Here is a 16,768-nt window from a genome sequence, read left to right as displayed (position 1 = left end):
GGCGCGGGCGCAAGCGTGGGCAAGGACGCGTTTCCACATCCCGTTTCACCATCCGGGGAGCAGAGCGGCAAGCATGGCTGGCACGGCCAAGGGATTGGATGACTACCGTAAACGCGAAGTCCTGGCGATCCTCAGCGTGGGATGCAGCCGGCGCACCGCGGCACGCTACGTCGGCTGCTCGCCTTCCACGATCCAAAGGACCGCGCAGCGCGACGCCGCCTTCGCCGACGAGTTGCGCAAGGCCGAACTGAAGGCCCAAATCCTGTTCATGAAAAACATCGCCGCAGCGGCGCGGAAAGAGCCTTATTGGCGTGCGGCGGCTTGGGCCTTGGAACGCCTCAATCCCGAGGAGTTCGCCCCTCGCAAGGCCGACCTTTTGACCGCCGATCAAGTCCGCGAACTGCTGGCCGAGTTCGCCGCCCTGATCGTGGAAGAGGTCCCCGCCGCCAAGTATCGAAAAAACATCTTGCGGCGGTTGCGCACGCTGGGCCGGAACTGGAATGCCGAGCCCGATCCCGGGACGCACGACGGCGACGACGAGACGGACGATCGGCACGAACGGGAGCCTCCAGACGTGCCGGACGAGGAGGCGGAGTGACGGCGGCACGGCGGGGAACGAGGCCGACGGCGGTTGGTGTTCTCGCGGAATCTTCGTGGGAGGCGGGCGCGGTGGACTGCGACGGACTTTGGGCGGATACGCTGTATCGCGAAATCGCGCTGCGGCACGGCCGGGCCAGACGCCTGCAAGCGGCCGCGGGCGAGCGGGCGGACCTGCTTGCTTGGTGCCGCCGCTATCTGCCCGAACACTTCCCGCTGCCCCCGTCGCGCATGCACGCGGTGGTGGCGGGAGAGCTGGTCGCCATGTCGCGGCGGCGGGGCGGCAAATTGAACGTCCTGGCCCCCCGCGGCTCGGCCAAATCCACGCTGGCCTCGCTCGGATATGCCCTGTGGGCCGTGCTGGAAAGCGGCGAACGCTACGTTTGGCTGGTCTCCGACGGGCGGCGCCAAGCGCGGGCGCACCTCGAGAACATCGCCGCCGAATTGCAGGAGAATCGCGCCCTGCGGCGGGACTATCCCCGCGTCCGCCGCTTGCGGCGCTGCCGAGCGGACCGTGTGGCGCTGGAGGACGGCGCGACTTGGGAGGCCTTCGGGACGGGCCAGGCCATGCGCGGGAAGCGGCGGCGGATGGACCGCCCCACCCTGATCGTGGCCGACGACCTGCAAAGCGAACGGCACATGCTCTCCCCGCGGCTGCGGGAAAGGACCCGGCTGTGGTTTCACGGCACGTTGCTCGCGGCGGGGAGCCCCCAAACCAACGTCGTGCATTTGGCCACGGCCTTGCACGGCGAGGCCTTGGGCATGGAGTTGACGCGGACGCCGGGGTGGCGGTCGTGGGTCTTTCGGGCCCTGGAGCGCCCGCCCCAGGCAGGCGAGCTGTGGGCCGAGTGGGAACGCATCTACCGTCGGCCGAACCGGCATGACGCGGCCCGCGCGGCACGCCGCTTCTTCCTCGAACATCGCGCGGACATGGAGGCCGGAGCCGAAGTCTTGTGGCCGCAGCGCGAGGACCTTTATAGCTTGATGTGCCTGCGGGCGGAGATCGGAGCCGCCGCCTTTGCCCGAGAAAAGCAGAACTCCCCCGTCTCGCCCGAGTATTGCGAGTGGCCCGACGAATACTTCGCCGATCATGTCTGGTTCGATGTCTTTCCCCCCGAGACGCTGTGGCGGGTGGCGGTCCTGGATCCCAGCAAGGGGAGCGAAGGGCGGCAGGGCGATTATTCGGCCTTGGTCCTGGCGGCGGAGACGCCCTCCGGCGAGATCTACGTCGAAGCCGACCTCGCGCGGCGGAGCGTCGCCCGGATGGTCGAGGATGCCGCCGACTGGTGCCTGAAACACGGCGTGCAGGCCTTCGGCGTGGAGTGCAATCAGTTTCAGGAGTTGTTGGCGGAGCCGCTCTTGCAGGCGTTTCGCGCGCGGGGATTGGCGAGTTGCAGCCCGTGGTTGATCCGCAATCACATCCCCAAGCTGATCCGCATTCGCCGTTTGGGGCCGCTGTTGGCCCGCCGACGCTTGCGGTTTCGCCGCGATTCGCCCGGCACGCGGCTGCTGGTGGAGCAACTGCGGATGTTCCCCTTGGCCGAGCACGACGACGGCCCGGACGCCTTGGAGATGGCGCTCCGCCTGGCCGAGGAGTGGACGCGACCGCGGCCCGGCGAACGGATCGTCGGGCGGATCGCGTGGTAACTCTCCGCTGCGTGCGCCCCGTCGTACGCGGGGCGGGCGGTCCGATCCGGCAAACTTTCCACATCGCACACACGAGAGGCACGAGAGGGACGCGGCATGGCGAGCGGACGTGGGTTGATTCCGTGGTTGCGGGAATGGCTGGGCGGCGCCTCGCCCTGGATGGACCCCGATCTCGACGACCCCTGGAGCGACGATGCTCCGGCGGAGATGCGTTGGCCGGGCGATTGCAGCGCGCCCTTTCGCAACGAGGCCGAGCTGGCCGAGATCCGCCGCCGGTGCCGGGCCTTGGCGGTGGAAAACGAATTCGCGGTGAACGGCCACGAAAACCGCATCAGCTACGTGGTGGGGACGGGCCATCGCTATCGCGCGGCGCCCCGCGTCTCGGGCGGGGACCGCGAGGCGACGGATGGGGCGAGCGCGGCGGACGCCGCCCAGGAAGTGCTCGACGAATTCCTCCACGAAAACCGTTGGCATCGGCGGCAGCAGGAAATCCTGCGCCGCTACGACCGGGACGGCGAGGTGTTCTTGCGGTTCTTCGCCGACGCGGAGGGGCGGCTTCAGGTCCGCTTCGTCGAACCGGAGGAGGTGGCCTGCCCCGCCGTCCGCCGCCACGACCCCGCCGCGAGCTTCGGCGTGCAAACCGATCCCCACGACGTGGAACGCGTGCTGGGTTATTGGATCGGCGGGCGATGGGTCGAGGCCGATGCCGTCCAGCATCGCAAGGCCAACGTGGATTTGAACATCAAGCGCGGCCTGCCGCTGTTCTATCCCGTTCGCAAGAACCTCCGCCGGGCGGAAAAACTGCTGCGCAATATGAGCGTGGTGGCCGGCGTGCAATCGGCGGTGGCCTTGATCCGCAAGCATGCGCGGGCGAGCAAGCCGGCCGTGGAACGCTTCGCCGCGGAAGCCGCCGACGATTCCCCGCAATCCCCCGGCGGCATTCCCCGCTTGCTGTTCGCCCCCGGCACGGTGTTGGACGCGGCGGCCGGCACGGAATACGAATTTCCCGCCTCCGCCATCGACGCCGGGCGCTACGTGACCCTGCTTCAGGCCGAATTGCGGGCCATCGCCAGCCGTTTGGTCATGCCCGAGTTCATGCTCACCAGCGACGCCTCCAACGCCAATTATGCCTCCACCTTGGTGGCCGAGGGACCCGCCGTGCGCATGTTCCAACGCTTGCAGCAGGAAATGATCGAGGACGACTTACGGGTGATGAGGCGGGTGCTGCGGGCGGCCGCGCAGGCCGGGCGTTTGCCGGAGGACGTGCTGAGCCGGGTGGCCGTCGAAGCGGTGCCGCCGCCGCTGGCCGTGCGGGATCGGCTCAAGGAGGCCCAGGCCGACGCCGTGCTGTTCCGCTGCGGCGCGATGTCGCGCGAGACGTTGGCCCTGCGGCACGGCTTGGACCCCCGCCGCGAGAGCGGCGCCGGGCGCGAGGGGCAGGCTCAGCCCGACCCGCAGCCGTGAGCCGACCGGGTTGCTGCCGGAAGAACGAAATCGGAGTCGCCGCGTGATCCGGCGGTGTTGGTGCACGAAACAAGGAAAGGAGAAGGGCAGCAAGGAGAGCCGCCGGCGTGAGCCGACCGGGTTGCGGCCGGAAGAACGAAATCGGAGCCGCCGCGTGAGCCGGCGGTGAAGGCCGCGAAGACGTTTTCCATATTCGGTGTTGTCCCTCGCTTCCAGATCGGGCGGACGCCCCAGGCTCGTGGGACGCCCGAGGCGCGGGCAACGCCACATCCCCATTGGAAAGGAGGTATCCATGCCGAGCGAATCGCTGCAAGAGTTCACGGCCTGGCCGGATGCGCCGCCGCGGGTGGACGCCGACGCCGGCATCATCCACGGCGTCAAAGTGCTGGGGTTTTACTCCAAGAACGGGCGCGAGTATCCGGCCGAAACGCTCCGCCGGGCCGTGCCGCTGTATGAGAACGCCCGGGTCAACATCAACCATCCGTCCCGACCGGGCGAACCGCGAGACTATCGCGACCGGCTGGGCGAGATCTGCCGCGTGCGGTTCCAGGAAGGCGCGGGCCTGTTCGCCGATTTGCGGTTCAACCCCAAGCACGAGTTGGCGCAGCGGCTGGTCTGGGACGCCGAGCACGCGCCGCGAAACCTGGGCCTTTCGCACAACGTGCTGGCCAAGGTGCGGCGGGAAGGCGGACGGACCGTGGTGGAGGAGATCGAGCAGGTGATGAGCGTGGACGTGGTGGCCGACCCCGCCGGGACGCAAGGCCTGTTCGAGTCGCAATCGCCGGTCGGCGCGGCAGGGTTGGAAAACGGGCGCGTCGGGGCCGGGCAGGGGGAGTCGTCGCCGGACGTCGGCTGCCCGGTTCCCGTGCCTTCCGCCCCGTCTCCCGCCGCGGTGCTTCAGGAAGCCCTGGCGGAGGCGCGGCGCGAATTGGCGCGGCTTCAGCGGGCGTGCATGTTGGCGGAGGCGGCTGCCGAGTACGGCCTGCTGCCGCCGCACGCCCCGCAACGGGCGATCGGGCTGCGGCTGGGGCGGCATCTGTGGGACCTCCTGCTTACCGCCGAGGATGGCCGCCTGGCGCGCGAGATCCTCCGCGAAGCCGCGTCGTTGGCCCGCGCCGGCGCCGGTTCGGCACGCCTTCCGCCGTCGATGCAGGCGGAGCCGGCGATCGAGCCTCCCTCCGCCCGCGACCCCCTGCGTCGGGCGCCCGGCGATCCCACGGCCGAGTTCGTCCGCGCCGTCTTGCGGCCTTGAACCCGCCGAGTTCTCGAATCGGAAAAGCCGAGACCGGCGTTCCGGCAAATATGATGTACAAATGTTCTCTCTGGCGACGTGAACCTCTGGGGAAAGGAGCGCAGCACGATGGCGGATCGCATGCGATGGCGGTTCGGAGACACGCGATCGGTAGTGGCGGCCGTGAATCCCAACGAATTGATCGAAATCGGCGACCTGGTGTATCTGGAAAACGGCGTCGCCCGCTCGGCCTCCACGCAAGCCGACCAGGGCAACGAGGCGGCCAATCAGCAGCTCTTCGCGGGGCGGTTTTTGGGCGTGGCCATGCAGCGCAGCCCCGTCGGCGACGATCGACCGATCCGCGTGGCGGCGACCGGCGTCTTCGAATTCGTCTGCCCCGGCGAGAGCTTCGAGTTGGGCGACTGGGTGGGCGCGGACGAGGCCGACGACGGGACCCGGCTGGAGAATCAACGCGTGACCAAGGTAGCCCAGGCGGCCTTGGCGGTCGGCCGCGTCGCCAAACGCGCCCCGCAACCCGGCGGCACGATATGGATCGAAATCTGCTCCACCGTCATGACCGGCGGCGTGAAAGGAACCACGGCGACCGCGTGAACGCCTTCGACCCGGTTCGCGGCGCGGCGCATGCCGGCGCGGAGCGCCGAGTCTTCCAAGTCATTTTCAAGCCGGCGACAGGAAAGGAAAGCGCGATGCCTACGATTTGTTGTCGGGAGTTGCGGCGGCAATTGGAGTTGGACGGTACTCAGGCGGTGGTCGGCCATGTGAGCGAGGCCCTCCGCCGCGGCGATCTGCGGCCCGAGGACTTCAGCCTCCGCGACCTGGCCGAGGCCCTTCTCCCCGACGGGCGGCACTGGGTGCAAAGCCTCGATCCCCGCCGCGGCGATGCGGTGCCGATCTTCGAGGCGGAAGGGGTGGACGCCACGGCCTTCCTCCAGATCACCGGCCAGGTCCTCCAATCCAAGATCCTGGAGGGTTACCGCCACGAGGCCTTCGTCGCCTCGCGGTTGATCAGCGTGATTCCCACGCGGTTGGACGGAGAGCGGATCCCCGGGGCATCGCGGCTGCCGGACGCCGCGGCCGAAGTCCACCCCGGCATGCCCTATCCCCACGTCGGCTTCGGGGAGGATTACATCGAAACGCCGCGGACCACCAAGCGCGGTTTGATCGTTCCCGTCACCCGGGAAGCGATCTTCTTCGACCGCACGCACGTGGTTCTCAGCCGGGCCGCCGAAGTCGGCGAAATCCTCGGTCTCAATCGCGAAAAGCGGATTCTGGACACGATTCTGGGGGCCGTCGCCGGCTACAAGCACAACGGCACGACCTACGACACGTATTATGCGGCGGGCGGGGGCGGACCCTGGGTCAACCTGCTGGCCGACAATCCCCTGACCGACTGGACGAGCGTGGACCGCGCCGAACAGCTCTTTGCCGCCATGACCGACCCCGGTTCCGGCGAACCGATCTTGATGCGGCCGAACACGGTGCTGGTGCCCTCCGCTTTGCGGCATACCGCGAGGCGGATCTTCGCCGCCCAGCAGATCACGTTCGAGAGCGGCGGGGGAAGGGCCACCGCGTCGCCCAATCCCTTGGCCGACTACCGCGTCCACGAGAGCCGGCTGCTGGCATCGCGGATCACGGCGGCGGGCACGCCCGACGAGCAGGCCAAAACCTGGTGGTTCCTGGGCGACTTCGCCCGCGCCTTCGCCTACATGGAGAACTGGCCGATCACGGTCACGCAGTCGTCGGCCGGCAGCGAAGCCGATTTCAACCAGGACATCGTGGTCCGCTTCAAGGCGAGCGAACGGGGCACGCCCGCCGTGCTGGAGCCGCGGGCGGTGGTCCGCTGCTCGGCGAGCTGATCGTCTCGGGGCATGGGAAGGCGCGGCGCGGGCAAGGTCTCTGCCAAGCCCGCGCGACGACGGGAGCGACTCATGGCACGCACGTTCAACGGCAGTTCGCAACGGTTGTGGCGGGGATCGGCCGTGGTCGGGCAGACCCCCCTGACCCTCGCCGTGTGGGTCCGTCCCGATCGCAGCTCGGCCTACGAGGACGTGCTGGGACTGTGCAATACGAGCCAGAACCACTCCGGGTATTTCCTGCAATTGCGGGGTCCGGACGGCGTTCGCGCGGCGGCCGTCACCGCTCAGCAGGGCACGTTCGCCATCGCCCGCAGCAGCGCCTCCTACGCCGTCGATCATTGGCAGCACGTGGCGGGAGTGTTCTCCGCCGCGGATCGCCGGAAGGTGTATTTGAACGGTCAGCCGGGCGCCGAGGATACCGCCGCCAAGGCCCCCGGCGGACTCAATCGGACGACCCTGGCGGCGTGGGAGTCGTCGGGCGGGGTGACGGCCTATTTTGCGGGCGGGACGGCCGAGGCCGCGATTTGGGACGCCGCCCTCACCGACGCGGAAATCCTCGCCTTGGCCCAGGGCGATTCGCCGCTCTTGGTTCGGCCGGAAAGCCTCCGCGGGTATTGGCCGCTGGGCGGAGAGTTCGGCGAGAACGACGCCGATCATTCGGGGGCGGGGAACGATTTGACGGCGGACGGCGGACCGGGTTGGATGACGCATCCGCCCATCCGCTATCCCCAACCGGAACCGCCGCCGCCCCCGCCGCCCTCCGGCGAGCCGGTGCCGCGGTTTCCCGTCGCGGCGGGCCGGGCATGGTGCCCCGGTACCGCGGCCGGTCGCACGGCCCGCCACGTCCTCGCCGCCCGCATCCGGGTACCGGGCGGCCGGGCGGGCTTGGCTCGGACCGTCTGAAGATTCCGCATCCCATCCACCAAAAACGGAAAGGAACGATCGGCCATGGGTGATGCCGTCGAGATTCCCGGCGTCGTCTTCGCCAACGCCTCGGCGACGCTGCTGGCGCGGATGGTGGGCCACGACGGCCTGCCGCTCACGCCCGCCGCCGTCACCGCCGTCCGCTACGGCGTGTACGTCCTCGGCTCGAGCGATCCCTACTTGCGGACGCCCGTGGCGGGACATCAGGATGCGGCCCTGGCCCCCGCCGCCGTCCTCTTCGCCGCGCTGCAAAACGACGCCCTGTGGGACGTGGACGAGCTGGGCTACAACTTCCGCCACGCCCTGGACGTCTCGCAGCAACCGGCCTTTCCCACCCCCGGTCGGCATTACCTGGTGGAATACCGCTTGACGCCCGTCGCGGGGCAGGAGATCACGGCACGATTCCGCCTTTGGGCGGTCTAGGACGACAACACTTAGGGTAAAGACCCCGGACCATCGGCTTTCACGCACCTTCGGACCCGAGGAGGAAATCGTCATGAGCGCAGAGATTCCCGACGCGTCGTCGCTGCGAGTCATCCGAGCCCAGTGCTTGTCGCTGATCGCCGAATTGACGCTGCAACCCAAGCCCAGCTACCAACTGGAAGGTCAGTCCGTTTCGTGGAGCGAGTACTTGGCCCGTCTGAAGGACGTGGTGGAGTGGTGCGACGTGAAGCTGGCGGAGGCCGAGCCGTTCGAGGTGCGATCGCGTGCGGTGACCTAGGCGGTCGCCCGGCCTTCTCCCGACGTCCCATCCCCGACGATGACGGAAAAGCCTAGGAGCGCGCGATGAGCGGACCCCTGTTTTCACCCCAAGACGATCCGGCCCGCATTGCGGACGGCGGCGAGCCCGTGACCTGGCTGCGCGCGGGGCGCGAACCGGGTCGGACGATCGGCTGGGCCTTCCGCCGCGCCGTCCCGCCCGTCCGCGACGACCGCGGCGACGCCTTGGTCCGCGTGGATTGCGTCTGGACCTTCTTGGCGTCGGAGGTGCCGGCGGGGGTGCGATCCGGAGACGTGATCCGCGACGCCGACGGCCGCCGCTGGGTCGTGCTGGCCGTCTCCACCGCTCCCGCCGGGAGGTTGGCCGCCTGGTGCCGCGACACGTCGGCCGCCTTCGAGCCGGGCGTGACCATCGACATCCAGATCGCCGAGTTCCGCAAGGGGACGCACGGCGAGCCGCTGCCCGTTTGGCGGCTGTTCGCGGCGGGCGTGCCGTGCCGGTGGAGCGAGCCGCCCGGCGATGCCGACGCCCCGCCGTCCGGCACATCGCGGTTGTGGGCCGACGTGCGGTTGCCCGGCGGAACCTACCGCTTTCGCGACCGCCTCGGCCGGATGTTCGCCGTCAGCAGGATCATCCGGCAGGGCGGCTTGACCGAACCCGCCGAAATCGAGGCCGTCCCCTGGGCGTGAGCCCGAGGTGACCACGGCGCAACCCGGGGTTCACCACCGGCTGACACCGCCGGCTTGCGCCGGCGGCTCCCATGCGATGACGCGTACGCGGACACCACCACCAGCTTACGCTGGTGGCTCGGGTGTGCGTGGTTTCGGTTACGTGAGCCTCGGGCGTAAGCCCGAGGTGACTGCGGCGCAACCCGGGGTTCACCACCGGCTGACACCGCCGGCTTGCGCCGGCGGCTCCCATGCGATGACGCGTACCCGGACACCACCACCAGCTTACGCTGGTGGCTCGGGTGTGCGTGGTTTCGGTTACATGAGCCTCGGGCGTGAGCCCGAGGTGACTACGGCGCAACCCGGGGTTCACCACCGGCTGACACCGCCGGCTTGCGCCGGCGGCTCCGACGAGACGACGCGCACGCCGACACCACCACCAGCTTACGCTGGTGGCTCGAGTGTGTGTGGTTTCGGTTACATGAGCCTCGGGCGTGAGCCCGAGGTGACCGCGGCGCAACCCGGCGTTCACCACCAACTGACACCACCGGCTCGCGCCGGCGGCTCCGACGAGACGACGCGCACGCGGACACCACCACCAGCTTACGCTGGTGGCTCGAGTGTGTGTGGTTTCGGTTACATGAGCCTCGGGCGTGAGCCCGAGGTGACCACGGCGCAACCCGAGGTTCACCACCAACTGACACCACCGGCTCCCATGCGATGACGCGTACAGCGACACCACCACCAGCTTACGCTGGTGGCTCCAAGGATAACACACCGCCGGCTCACGCCGGCGGATTCGAGCATCGTTTCCTCCAACCTGCGAACCCGTGCCATGTCTTTCGAACGAAGCCTGCAAGACCGTTGGGCGGCGGACGCCGAGCTGGCCGCCCTGATCGCTCCGGATCGCGTGCTCACGGCGCGAGCGGGCGAGATCGCGCCGCCCCGAGCCATCGTCGTCGTGCTTTCCGCGCGGCCGCTGCGGCTCACCTCCGGCGGCGTGCGCTGGGAGGAGCGGATGCTCCGCATCACCGTGGATGCCGAGGACTACGAGCGTGTGGCGGCGGTCGGCGATCGCTTGACCGCCGTCTTCCATCGAGCGACGTGGGAGGCGGAGCCGGCCTTGGCCGTCGTGCGATTCGTCGGCCTCCGCCGCGGCCCGATCGTCGCTCGATCCGCCTCCCTATGGCGCCAGAGCAGTGACTGGTCGGCCCTGCTACGGATCGCGGAATAACAGCGGCAGCAGCCGCGCCCGCGCCGGGCACGCTTCCTGCACACGATTCTTTTTGCCCGCTTTTTTCCCGTTGCCGTCAAGGAAAGAGCCTATGTCTCGATCGCTGCGTGCTTTGGTGTCGGCCCAATTGGGATGGAATTGGCGGGACGAGCAGGACTTCGCTCTCTTGGCCGATGACAACCGGTTGGAGTATCGATTCGCGCTGGCCGGCGGAACGGCGGCGGGGCAGGCGGACGCCGTATGGTACGTGCCCGGCGACGCCTTGGCCGAGGATGCCGCGCGGCGCTGGACCCTGACCGCCCTGCCGCGGAGCCTCTTCGGCGGCCAAATCACGCAAGCGTTCGCGGTGATCAAGGCCCTGCTGCTCCGGCAGCGCGCGGAAAGCGGCGGCGTCTTGGTGCTGGGCGGCGATACGGAAACGCCGTGGTGGGGGCCGTTCGGGGCGGCCCAGCAGACCCTCCGCCTACCGCCCGGCGCCGCCCTCCTGCTCAGCCATCCCGGTTCCGGGTGGGCCGTGAACGCCCAGGCCTGCAATCTCCGTTTGAAGGCCGAAGGCGGGGCGGTCCACTACGACCTGGCCCTGATCGGCGTCGCCGGCTGACGCCGGGGACCGCCGGGGCGTTTGCCCCAGAGTTCGATGCGACGTCAAACCGATGGTTTCGATGCCTGGGAAGGGGGTGCATCGTGGGCATCTTTTTTCAGGAATTGGCGGGATCGCCGCGGGAGCGGCACGGACCGGACGGCTTTCGCGCCGTGCGGCGATTCCTCATCGCTTGGGAGGATCGTGAGGCCTTCGCGGCCCAAGTCTTGGGCCGGGGCGGCGAGTACGCTCCGCGACCCTGGAGCCGATACCCCGGCAAGACCGATGCCGACGCCGTGGCGGTCACGTTCGAGCCGGCCGATCCGGCGAGTTTGCGAACGCTTTTGGCCGGGCAAGGCGACGACCCCTCCACGCTGCTGGCGGACTATTCGGGCACGCCGGCGGTGGCGCGGGTGGAGTATCGCAGCGTCTCGCCGCAAGACCGCGTCGATGGGCCCCAACCGCCCCGCGGCACGCACTTGAGCTATCGCATGGAGCCGCTGTGGGAGGTGTTTCCGCTGGGGGCGTCGGGCTGGCATTGGGCGGACCTGCCCCAGCAAAACCTGCCCGGCGATGCGACCCTGGAGCTGCTCCTGCCGCACACGGATCACATTCTGACGTGGCGGCAAGTCGTCGCTCCGCCGTGGCACGCCATGCGGGAATTGCAGGGCACGGTGAATGCCGATCCGTTCCTGGGATGCGAGGCGGGGACGCTATTGTTCCTGGGCGCAGCGGCCGACAAGCTCTTCCGCGGCACCTCCGGCGATGTCGCTCCCTTCTGCTGGGAGGTGAGATATCGCTTCCGCGAGCGGGCGATCAAACATGGGGGACGGGTATTCGGGTGGAATCATCGTTATCGCGCGGACCCGCCCGGTTTCGCCGTGCCGGAGGATGAGGACGGCCCGCTCTTCGAGTCGGCCGACTTCGCCCCGCTGTTTCGGGAGGAGTGATCGCGCGAAGCTCAGACGCCGTGCAAGCCTCGGGCGTGAACCGGCGGCTCGGGCTTGCGTCGTTTCCATTACGCGCAATTACATGAGCCTCGGGCGTAAGCCCGAGGTGACTGCGGCGCAATCCCGGGGTTCACCACCAACTAACACCACCAGCTTACGCTGGTGGCTCGGATGTGCGTGGGTTCGGTTACGTGAGCCTCGGGCGTGAGCCCGAGGTGACTACGGCGCAACCCCGGGGTTCACCACCAACTAACACCACCAGCTTACGCTGGTGGCTCCAAGGATAACACACCGCCGGCTTACGCCGGCGGCTCCCATGCGATGACGCGTGCACGGTTCCCACCACCAGCTTACGCTGGTGGCTCGGGTGTGCGTGGTTTCGGTTACGGGAGCCTCGGGCGTGAGCCCGAGGTGACTACGGCGCAATCCCAGCGTTCACCACCGGTTGACACCACCGGCTTACGCCGGTGGCTCCCATGTGATGACGCGTGCACGGTTCCCACCACCAGCTTACGCTGGTGGCTCGGGTGTGCGTGGTTTCGGTTACGGGAGCCTCGGGCGTGAGCCCGAGGTGACTACGGCGCAACCCCGGGGTTCACCACCAACTAACACCACCAGCTTACGCTGGTGGCTCCATGGATAACACACCGCCGGGTTACGCCGGCGGCTCGGGTGTGCGCGGCCTTTACGATGCCACTTGGGCCGCCGTAATCAGCTCGATGAACTCGCGATTGGAGCGGTACTTGGCCAGCTTGGTCGTCAACTGCTCCATGGCGTCCACGGGATTCATGTTCGACAACATGCGGCGGAGGATGGTCACCGCCCGCAACATGTCGGGCGGCAGCAACTTTTCTTCCCGCCGCGTGCCGGACTGGCTGATGTCGATGGCGGGCCAAATCCTTCGGTCGGAGAGCCGCCGATCCAGCACCAGTTCCATATTGCCCGTCCCCTTGAACTCCTGGAAGATCAGCTCATCCATGCGGCTGCCGGTGTCGATCAGGGCGGTAGCCACGATGGTCAGCGATCCCCCTTCCTCGAAGGCGCGGGCGGTGGCGAAGAGCTTCTTCGGCACGTCCATGGCCTTGACGTCGATGCCGCCGGTCATGGTCCGGCCGGTATTGCCCACCCATTTGTTGAACGCCCGGGCCAAACGCGTGATGGAGTCCATCAACAGGAACACGTCCTTGCCCATTTCGGCCAAACGGCGGCATCGCTCCACGATCAGTTGGGACAATCGGACGTGGCTTTCGATTTCGCAATCCAGGCTGCTGGCCACGACTTCCGCATTCTTGCAGACGCGGCGGAAGTCGGTGACTTCCTCGGGGCGCTCGTCCACCAAGAGGATGATCAGCTTCATCTCGGGATAATTGGTGGCGATGGCATGGCTGATGTGCTGCAAGAGCACCGTCTTGCCGGTCCGAGGCGGGGCCACGATCAACGCCCGTTGACCCTTGCCGATGGGCGTCAGCAGGTCCATGACGCGGGTGGTGATGGGTTCGCTGCCCGTCTCCAAACGCAACCATTGTTCGGGATTGATGGGCGTCTTTTCGTCGAACTGCTTGACGTTGACGTAGTCTTGCGGAGGCATGCCGTCCACGTCCAAGATCTCGCGGAGGCGCGGCCCTTGCCCCTTGCGGCCGGGCTGGGCCATGCCGCGGATCCCCACTCCCTCGCGGAGACGGTACCGCTCGATCATGCTTCCCGGCACGAACGGGTCGGTCAATCGCCGCTCGTAGTTGGCCTCGGGACTCCGCAGAAACCCGTACCCGCTGGGGTGCATTTCCAAGACCCCGCCGCATTCGTACAACTCGGCGCCGGGGGCGTCCAGGGTCTCCACCGCCGCGGCGCTGTCTTGGGCATGGGAGTTGGTTTGCGGGTTACGCGGGTGGTTCCGCCGATTGTGGTTGTTGCGATCGGAACCGTGGTTCCTTTGTCCTCGCGGGCGATTGGAACCGTTCGTTCTTTTTTTGCTCATGAGAAAACACCGAAAGAGTCGGAAACCTGGAGAGTTGCGGCGCACTCCTCGCGCACGGCCTCAGAAACGCTGGATCGCCCGAATCACCGTGTGGACCGGCCGTTCGTTCGCGCGGCGTCGAAAGCACCGAATGGTTCGGCAAAGCGATTTCCTAGACCTTGCCCGATGCCCAAGAACCGCGAGGATTCGGACGCGACTTCAGAGCTTTGACGTTGAAAACCGTCCTGAACGCCTCAAAAACTATTCCTCGTGAGCCGTAGCCGACGCGCAGCGAAGCATCGCTTCCTGCCTTCCGTTCACGCACGACCCAAAGCAACGGATCAGCCGAAATCCCGGAGCGTGAACGCGAACACTTGCGAACCGGAGAACCCGCGGCCATCGACGCCCGCGGCACTTCTCACCCACAGGAGAGGGAAGGTTCGAGAATCCCCGAATTGCTAACGGCTGCTTTGACCGACGAGATCGGTCACCCCAATAATCGTATCCGTGCAAGCACGTGTGTCAAGCCGCCCGCCTGCTTTGCCGCGGCCTTTGCGTCCGGCGATCAGGCCTACCCCGGCCCCGAATTGGATTTCCCCCCGCGGGCCGCGCGAAGTCGGCGACGGCGTTGGAAGAGCCTTTCCGCCTCATACAGCCCCCGGCGATTCCGGCGGCGGCTCCTTATTTTCGCGCCGATATCATCAAGACCACACTCTCTATATACCGTAATCCGCGAGAGTTTTCAAGCGGATTTTGCGAGCGTTTGCAATTTGCCGGGCTGCGGCGACTTCACCCCCGGCTGAAGTTCACCGCCGGTGGAAGCCTCCCGGCTCGTGCGGCCGATGCGAGGCGAATCCGCGACGCACACGGCGGGAGCGTGAGCCTCGGGCGTCAATCCGAGGTGGGGACGCCGCACGGTGCCGACCGCGCGGGAGACGCTTTCGCGCTGCTTGCACCGCAGGCATGGGCGGCGAAGGCGGCACGCCCGGCGCTTTCGTGTCTTTCGTGAATTTCGGAAAAAGCGGCACGATCCTCCAATTTTCTCAAAACTTGGGCGACCGATCGCTCCGATAAGGTAACGACGGAAACCCCCTTCAAGGCGCGCCGGTTTGCGCGTCCGATTCTGTCGTTACTGCGAGGAAGCGACGATGTTTCGCCCGAGCGCTTATCGAAGACTCTTTCCGGCGGCGGTGCTTGTTTGGGCGGTGTGTTTCGGCGTACCGCCGGCACAGGCTCAAGACGCCGCTTGGCTGACGGATTTCAACGCCGGTCTTCAAACCGCCGCGCAAACCAACCGTTTGGTCCTCGTGCATTTCTGGGCAAGTTGGTGCCGGCCGTGCCGGCAGATGGAGGCGGACGTCCTGTCTCGCCCCGAGGTCCTCGCGGCCCTGCAAGGCAATTACGTGTTGGTGAAGATCGACCGCGATCGGGAACCCGGTTTGGCCGGCCGTTTCGGCGTGGACGCCGTGCCCGCGGACGTCGTTTTGACGCCGCGAGGCGAACTGGTAGATAAATCGGTGGGGGCCAACACGGCGGAGCGGTACGTCGAACGGCTGGGCCGCCTGGCTTGGACGTGGCGGCAGCGGCAGCAAACGCTGCCGGCGGCGTCGGGGGCGGGCGTTCCCAACGGGGCGTTTTCGGCGATGCCGTCCGGGCCGGCGGCCGCGCCTGCCCAACCTCCCCGTGCCACGCTGCCCGCCGATCAGCCCGCTCCCCCCGGCTTGAGCCTCAACATTCCCATGCCGAAGCAGCCGTTGCCGCAGTTTGCGCAGAGTCCGCCGAGCGGCCCGGCCCCGAATTGGAATACGGCCCCGGCGACCGCGTCTGCCGCGACGAGCGCGTTTGCGTCGGCGTCTGGGGCGCGTGCGCCGCAGAGTCCGTCGGATGGGGCCTGGTCGGCCGCCCCGGCCGCTCCGCCGGCCTCTTCTCCCTGGACGATGCCGGCGGCTGCGGTTCCGCCGGTCGGCACGCAGGCCGATTGGGCGCAGTCCGCGCCGCCCGGTCCGGGACCGGCAGCCTCCACGCCGTGGCAGACGCCGACGCAACCGCCCGTCGATCAAGTCGCGCAAGCGCCGTACGGGTCGCCGGCGTTGCCCGCCCAAACCCAGCCGGCATTCAATCCTCAACCCATCCCGCCGCAACCGCCGGTAGGTTCTCGGGCGGCCTTGGAGGGCATGGGGAGCTCGTTCGCGTCCGCGGAGGCCGCCGCCCGCCGCAACCCCGCCCTGGAGATTCCTCCCGGCAACCCGCCTTTGGCGATGGAAGGCTATTGCCCGGTGAGTCTGATGGAAAAGGAACGCTGGGTCCTCGGCAATCGGCGTTGGGGAGTCCGCCATGAAGGTCGGACCTATTTGTTCGCCGGTCCGGAGGAGCAGCAGAAGTTCTTGGCCGATCCCGAACGCTATGCCCCCGTGTTCGGCGGTCGAGACATCGTGAAGATCTTGGAGACGGGTGAGTTGGCGGACGGCCGACGCGATTACGGCGGCTGGTTCGCGGGCAGAGTGTACCTCTTCGACAGCGAGGATTCCTACCGCAAGTTCACGGCCGATCCGGAACGCTACGTTCAGGGTTGGGAGCAGTTGCAGGCGGCCTGGCGGCAGGGTCAAGGCATGCCGGTGAATGCACAGGCTCCCATGTTGGGCGGCCCCGCGCGGCAGGGACCGAACGGTGGGATGCCGGCGGAGGCCGCGGCCTCGCCCGTCCCCGGCGCGAGCTACCAAGTGCCGATCGGAGCGGGATACGGCGGGGGCTACGGCTCGCAAGAGTTCGCCAACCCCTGGAACGGCAGTCCAGCCGTGACGGCAAGCGGCGTCGGCATGCCCGCCGGATATGCCGCTCCCGCGGCTCCCGGCGGCGGCTTCCGGCGTTAACGCGAAAGGACGAAGCCGCGTCGGCCTCACGCGCCAACTCGAGACGGCGCG

At 68.0% G+C, this 16,768-nt stretch carries 15 protein-coding genes; 14 read left to right on the top strand and 1 reads right to left on the bottom strand.

The genetic code is table 11. The features are described from left to right. Nucleotides 1-73 precede the first annotated feature (73 nt). The 13 genes from ACZ5B4_RS13925 (at nucleotide 74) to ACZ5B4_RS13865 (ending at nucleotide 11,893) form a co-directional block, all read left to right on the top strand. Entirely contained in the window at nucleotides 74-598 is a 525-nt protein-coding gene (locus tag ACZ5B4_RS13925; protein WP_464911835.1) for a hypothetical protein, read from the top strand. A 71-nt stretch (nucleotides 599-669) separates the two neighbouring features. Continuing rightward, nucleotides 670-2,244, top strand: coding sequence for a phage terminase large subunit (terL, locus tag ACZ5B4_RS13920; protein WP_464911834.1), 1,575 nt, complete (start codon nucleotides 670-672; stop codon nucleotides 2,242-2,244). Nucleotides 2,245-2,340: 96 nt separating this feature from the next. Continuing rightward, complete coding sequence (locus tag ACZ5B4_RS13915) at nucleotides 2,341-3,708, top strand: phage portal protein (RefSeq protein WP_464911833.1); 1,368 nt, start codon at nucleotides 2,341-2,343, stop codon at nucleotides 3,706-3,708. A 292-nt stretch (nucleotides 3,709-4,000) separates the two neighbouring features. Further along, complete coding sequence (locus tag ACZ5B4_RS13910) at nucleotides 4,001-4,960, top strand: hypothetical protein (protein ID WP_464911832.1); 960 nt, start codon at nucleotides 4,001-4,003, stop codon at nucleotides 4,958-4,960. Between the two features lie 108 nt (nucleotides 4,961-5,068). Continuing rightward, nucleotides 5,069-5,551 carry a capsid cement protein gene (locus tag ACZ5B4_RS13905; protein ID WP_464911831.1) on the top strand — a complete coding sequence of 161 codons (483 nt, stop codon included), beginning with the start codon at nucleotides 5,069-5,071 and terminating at the stop codon, nucleotides 5,549-5,551. Nucleotides 5,552-5,646: 95 nt separating this feature from the next. Next, nucleotides 5,647-6,816 carry a phage major capsid protein gene (locus tag ACZ5B4_RS13900; protein ID WP_464911830.1) on the top strand — a complete coding sequence of 390 codons (1,170 nt, stop codon included), beginning with the start codon at nucleotides 5,647-5,649 and terminating at the stop codon, nucleotides 6,814-6,816. 72 nt (nucleotides 6,817-6,888) lie between these two features. Continuing rightward, nucleotides 6,889-7,719 (top strand): LamG domain-containing protein, encoded by an 831-nt coding sequence (locus ACZ5B4_RS13895; protein WP_464911829.1) that lies wholly within the window; start codon nucleotides 6,889-6,891, stop codon nucleotides 7,717-7,719. A gap of 45 nt (nucleotides 7,720-7,764) precedes the next feature. After that, nucleotides 7,765-8,163 (top strand): hypothetical protein, encoded by a 399-nt coding sequence (locus ACZ5B4_RS13890; RefSeq protein ID WP_464911828.1) that lies wholly within the window; start codon nucleotides 7,765-7,767, stop codon nucleotides 8,161-8,163. A 73-nt stretch (nucleotides 8,164-8,236) separates the two neighbouring features. Beyond that, entirely contained in the window at nucleotides 8,237-8,461 is a 225-nt protein-coding gene (locus tag ACZ5B4_RS13885) for a hypothetical protein (RefSeq protein ID WP_464911827.1), read from the top strand. A 65-nt stretch (nucleotides 8,462-8,526) separates the two neighbouring features. Then, nucleotides 8,527-9,150, top strand: coding sequence for a hypothetical protein (locus tag ACZ5B4_RS13880; RefSeq protein ID WP_464911826.1), 624 nt, complete (start codon nucleotides 8,527-8,529; stop codon nucleotides 9,148-9,150). An 814-nt stretch (nucleotides 9,151-9,964) separates the two neighbouring features. After that, nucleotides 9,965-10,363 (top strand): hypothetical protein, encoded by a 399-nt coding sequence (locus ACZ5B4_RS13875; RefSeq protein ID WP_464911825.1) that lies wholly within the window; start codon nucleotides 9,965-9,967, stop codon nucleotides 10,361-10,363. Between the two features lie 91 nt (nucleotides 10,364-10,454). Next, nucleotides 10,455-10,964 carry a hypothetical protein gene (locus ACZ5B4_RS13870; RefSeq protein ID WP_464911824.1) on the top strand — a complete coding sequence of 170 codons (510 nt, stop codon included), beginning with the start codon at nucleotides 10,455-10,457 and terminating at the stop codon, nucleotides 10,962-10,964. Between the two features lie 83 nt (nucleotides 10,965-11,047). Further along, nucleotides 11,048-11,893 (top strand): hypothetical protein, encoded by an 846-nt coding sequence (locus ACZ5B4_RS13865; protein WP_464911823.1) that lies wholly within the window; start codon nucleotides 11,048-11,050, stop codon nucleotides 11,891-11,893. A 685-nt stretch (nucleotides 11,894-12,578) separates the two neighbouring features. On the opposite strand, the gene rho is transcribed toward ACZ5B4_RS13865, so the two are convergent. After that, on the bottom strand, nucleotides 12,579-13,868 hold the full coding sequence (rho, locus tag ACZ5B4_RS13860; protein ID WP_464911822.1) for a transcription termination factor Rho: 1,290 nt from the start codon (nucleotides 13,866-13,868) through the stop codon (nucleotides 12,579-12,581). A gap of 1,127 nt (nucleotides 13,869-14,995) precedes the next feature. Here rho and ACZ5B4_RS13855 point away from each other — a divergent pair. After that, entirely contained in the window at nucleotides 14,996-16,717 is a 1,722-nt protein-coding gene (locus ACZ5B4_RS13855) for a thioredoxin family protein (RefSeq protein WP_464911821.1), read from the top strand. Nucleotides 16,718-16,768: the final 51 nt, after the last annotated feature.

The sequence above is a fragment of the Thermogutta hypogea genome, from assembly GCF_055386265.1.
The sequence above is the reverse complement of the archived record's forward strand: the minus strand, read 5'-3'. Positions and strand labels throughout refer to the sequence as shown.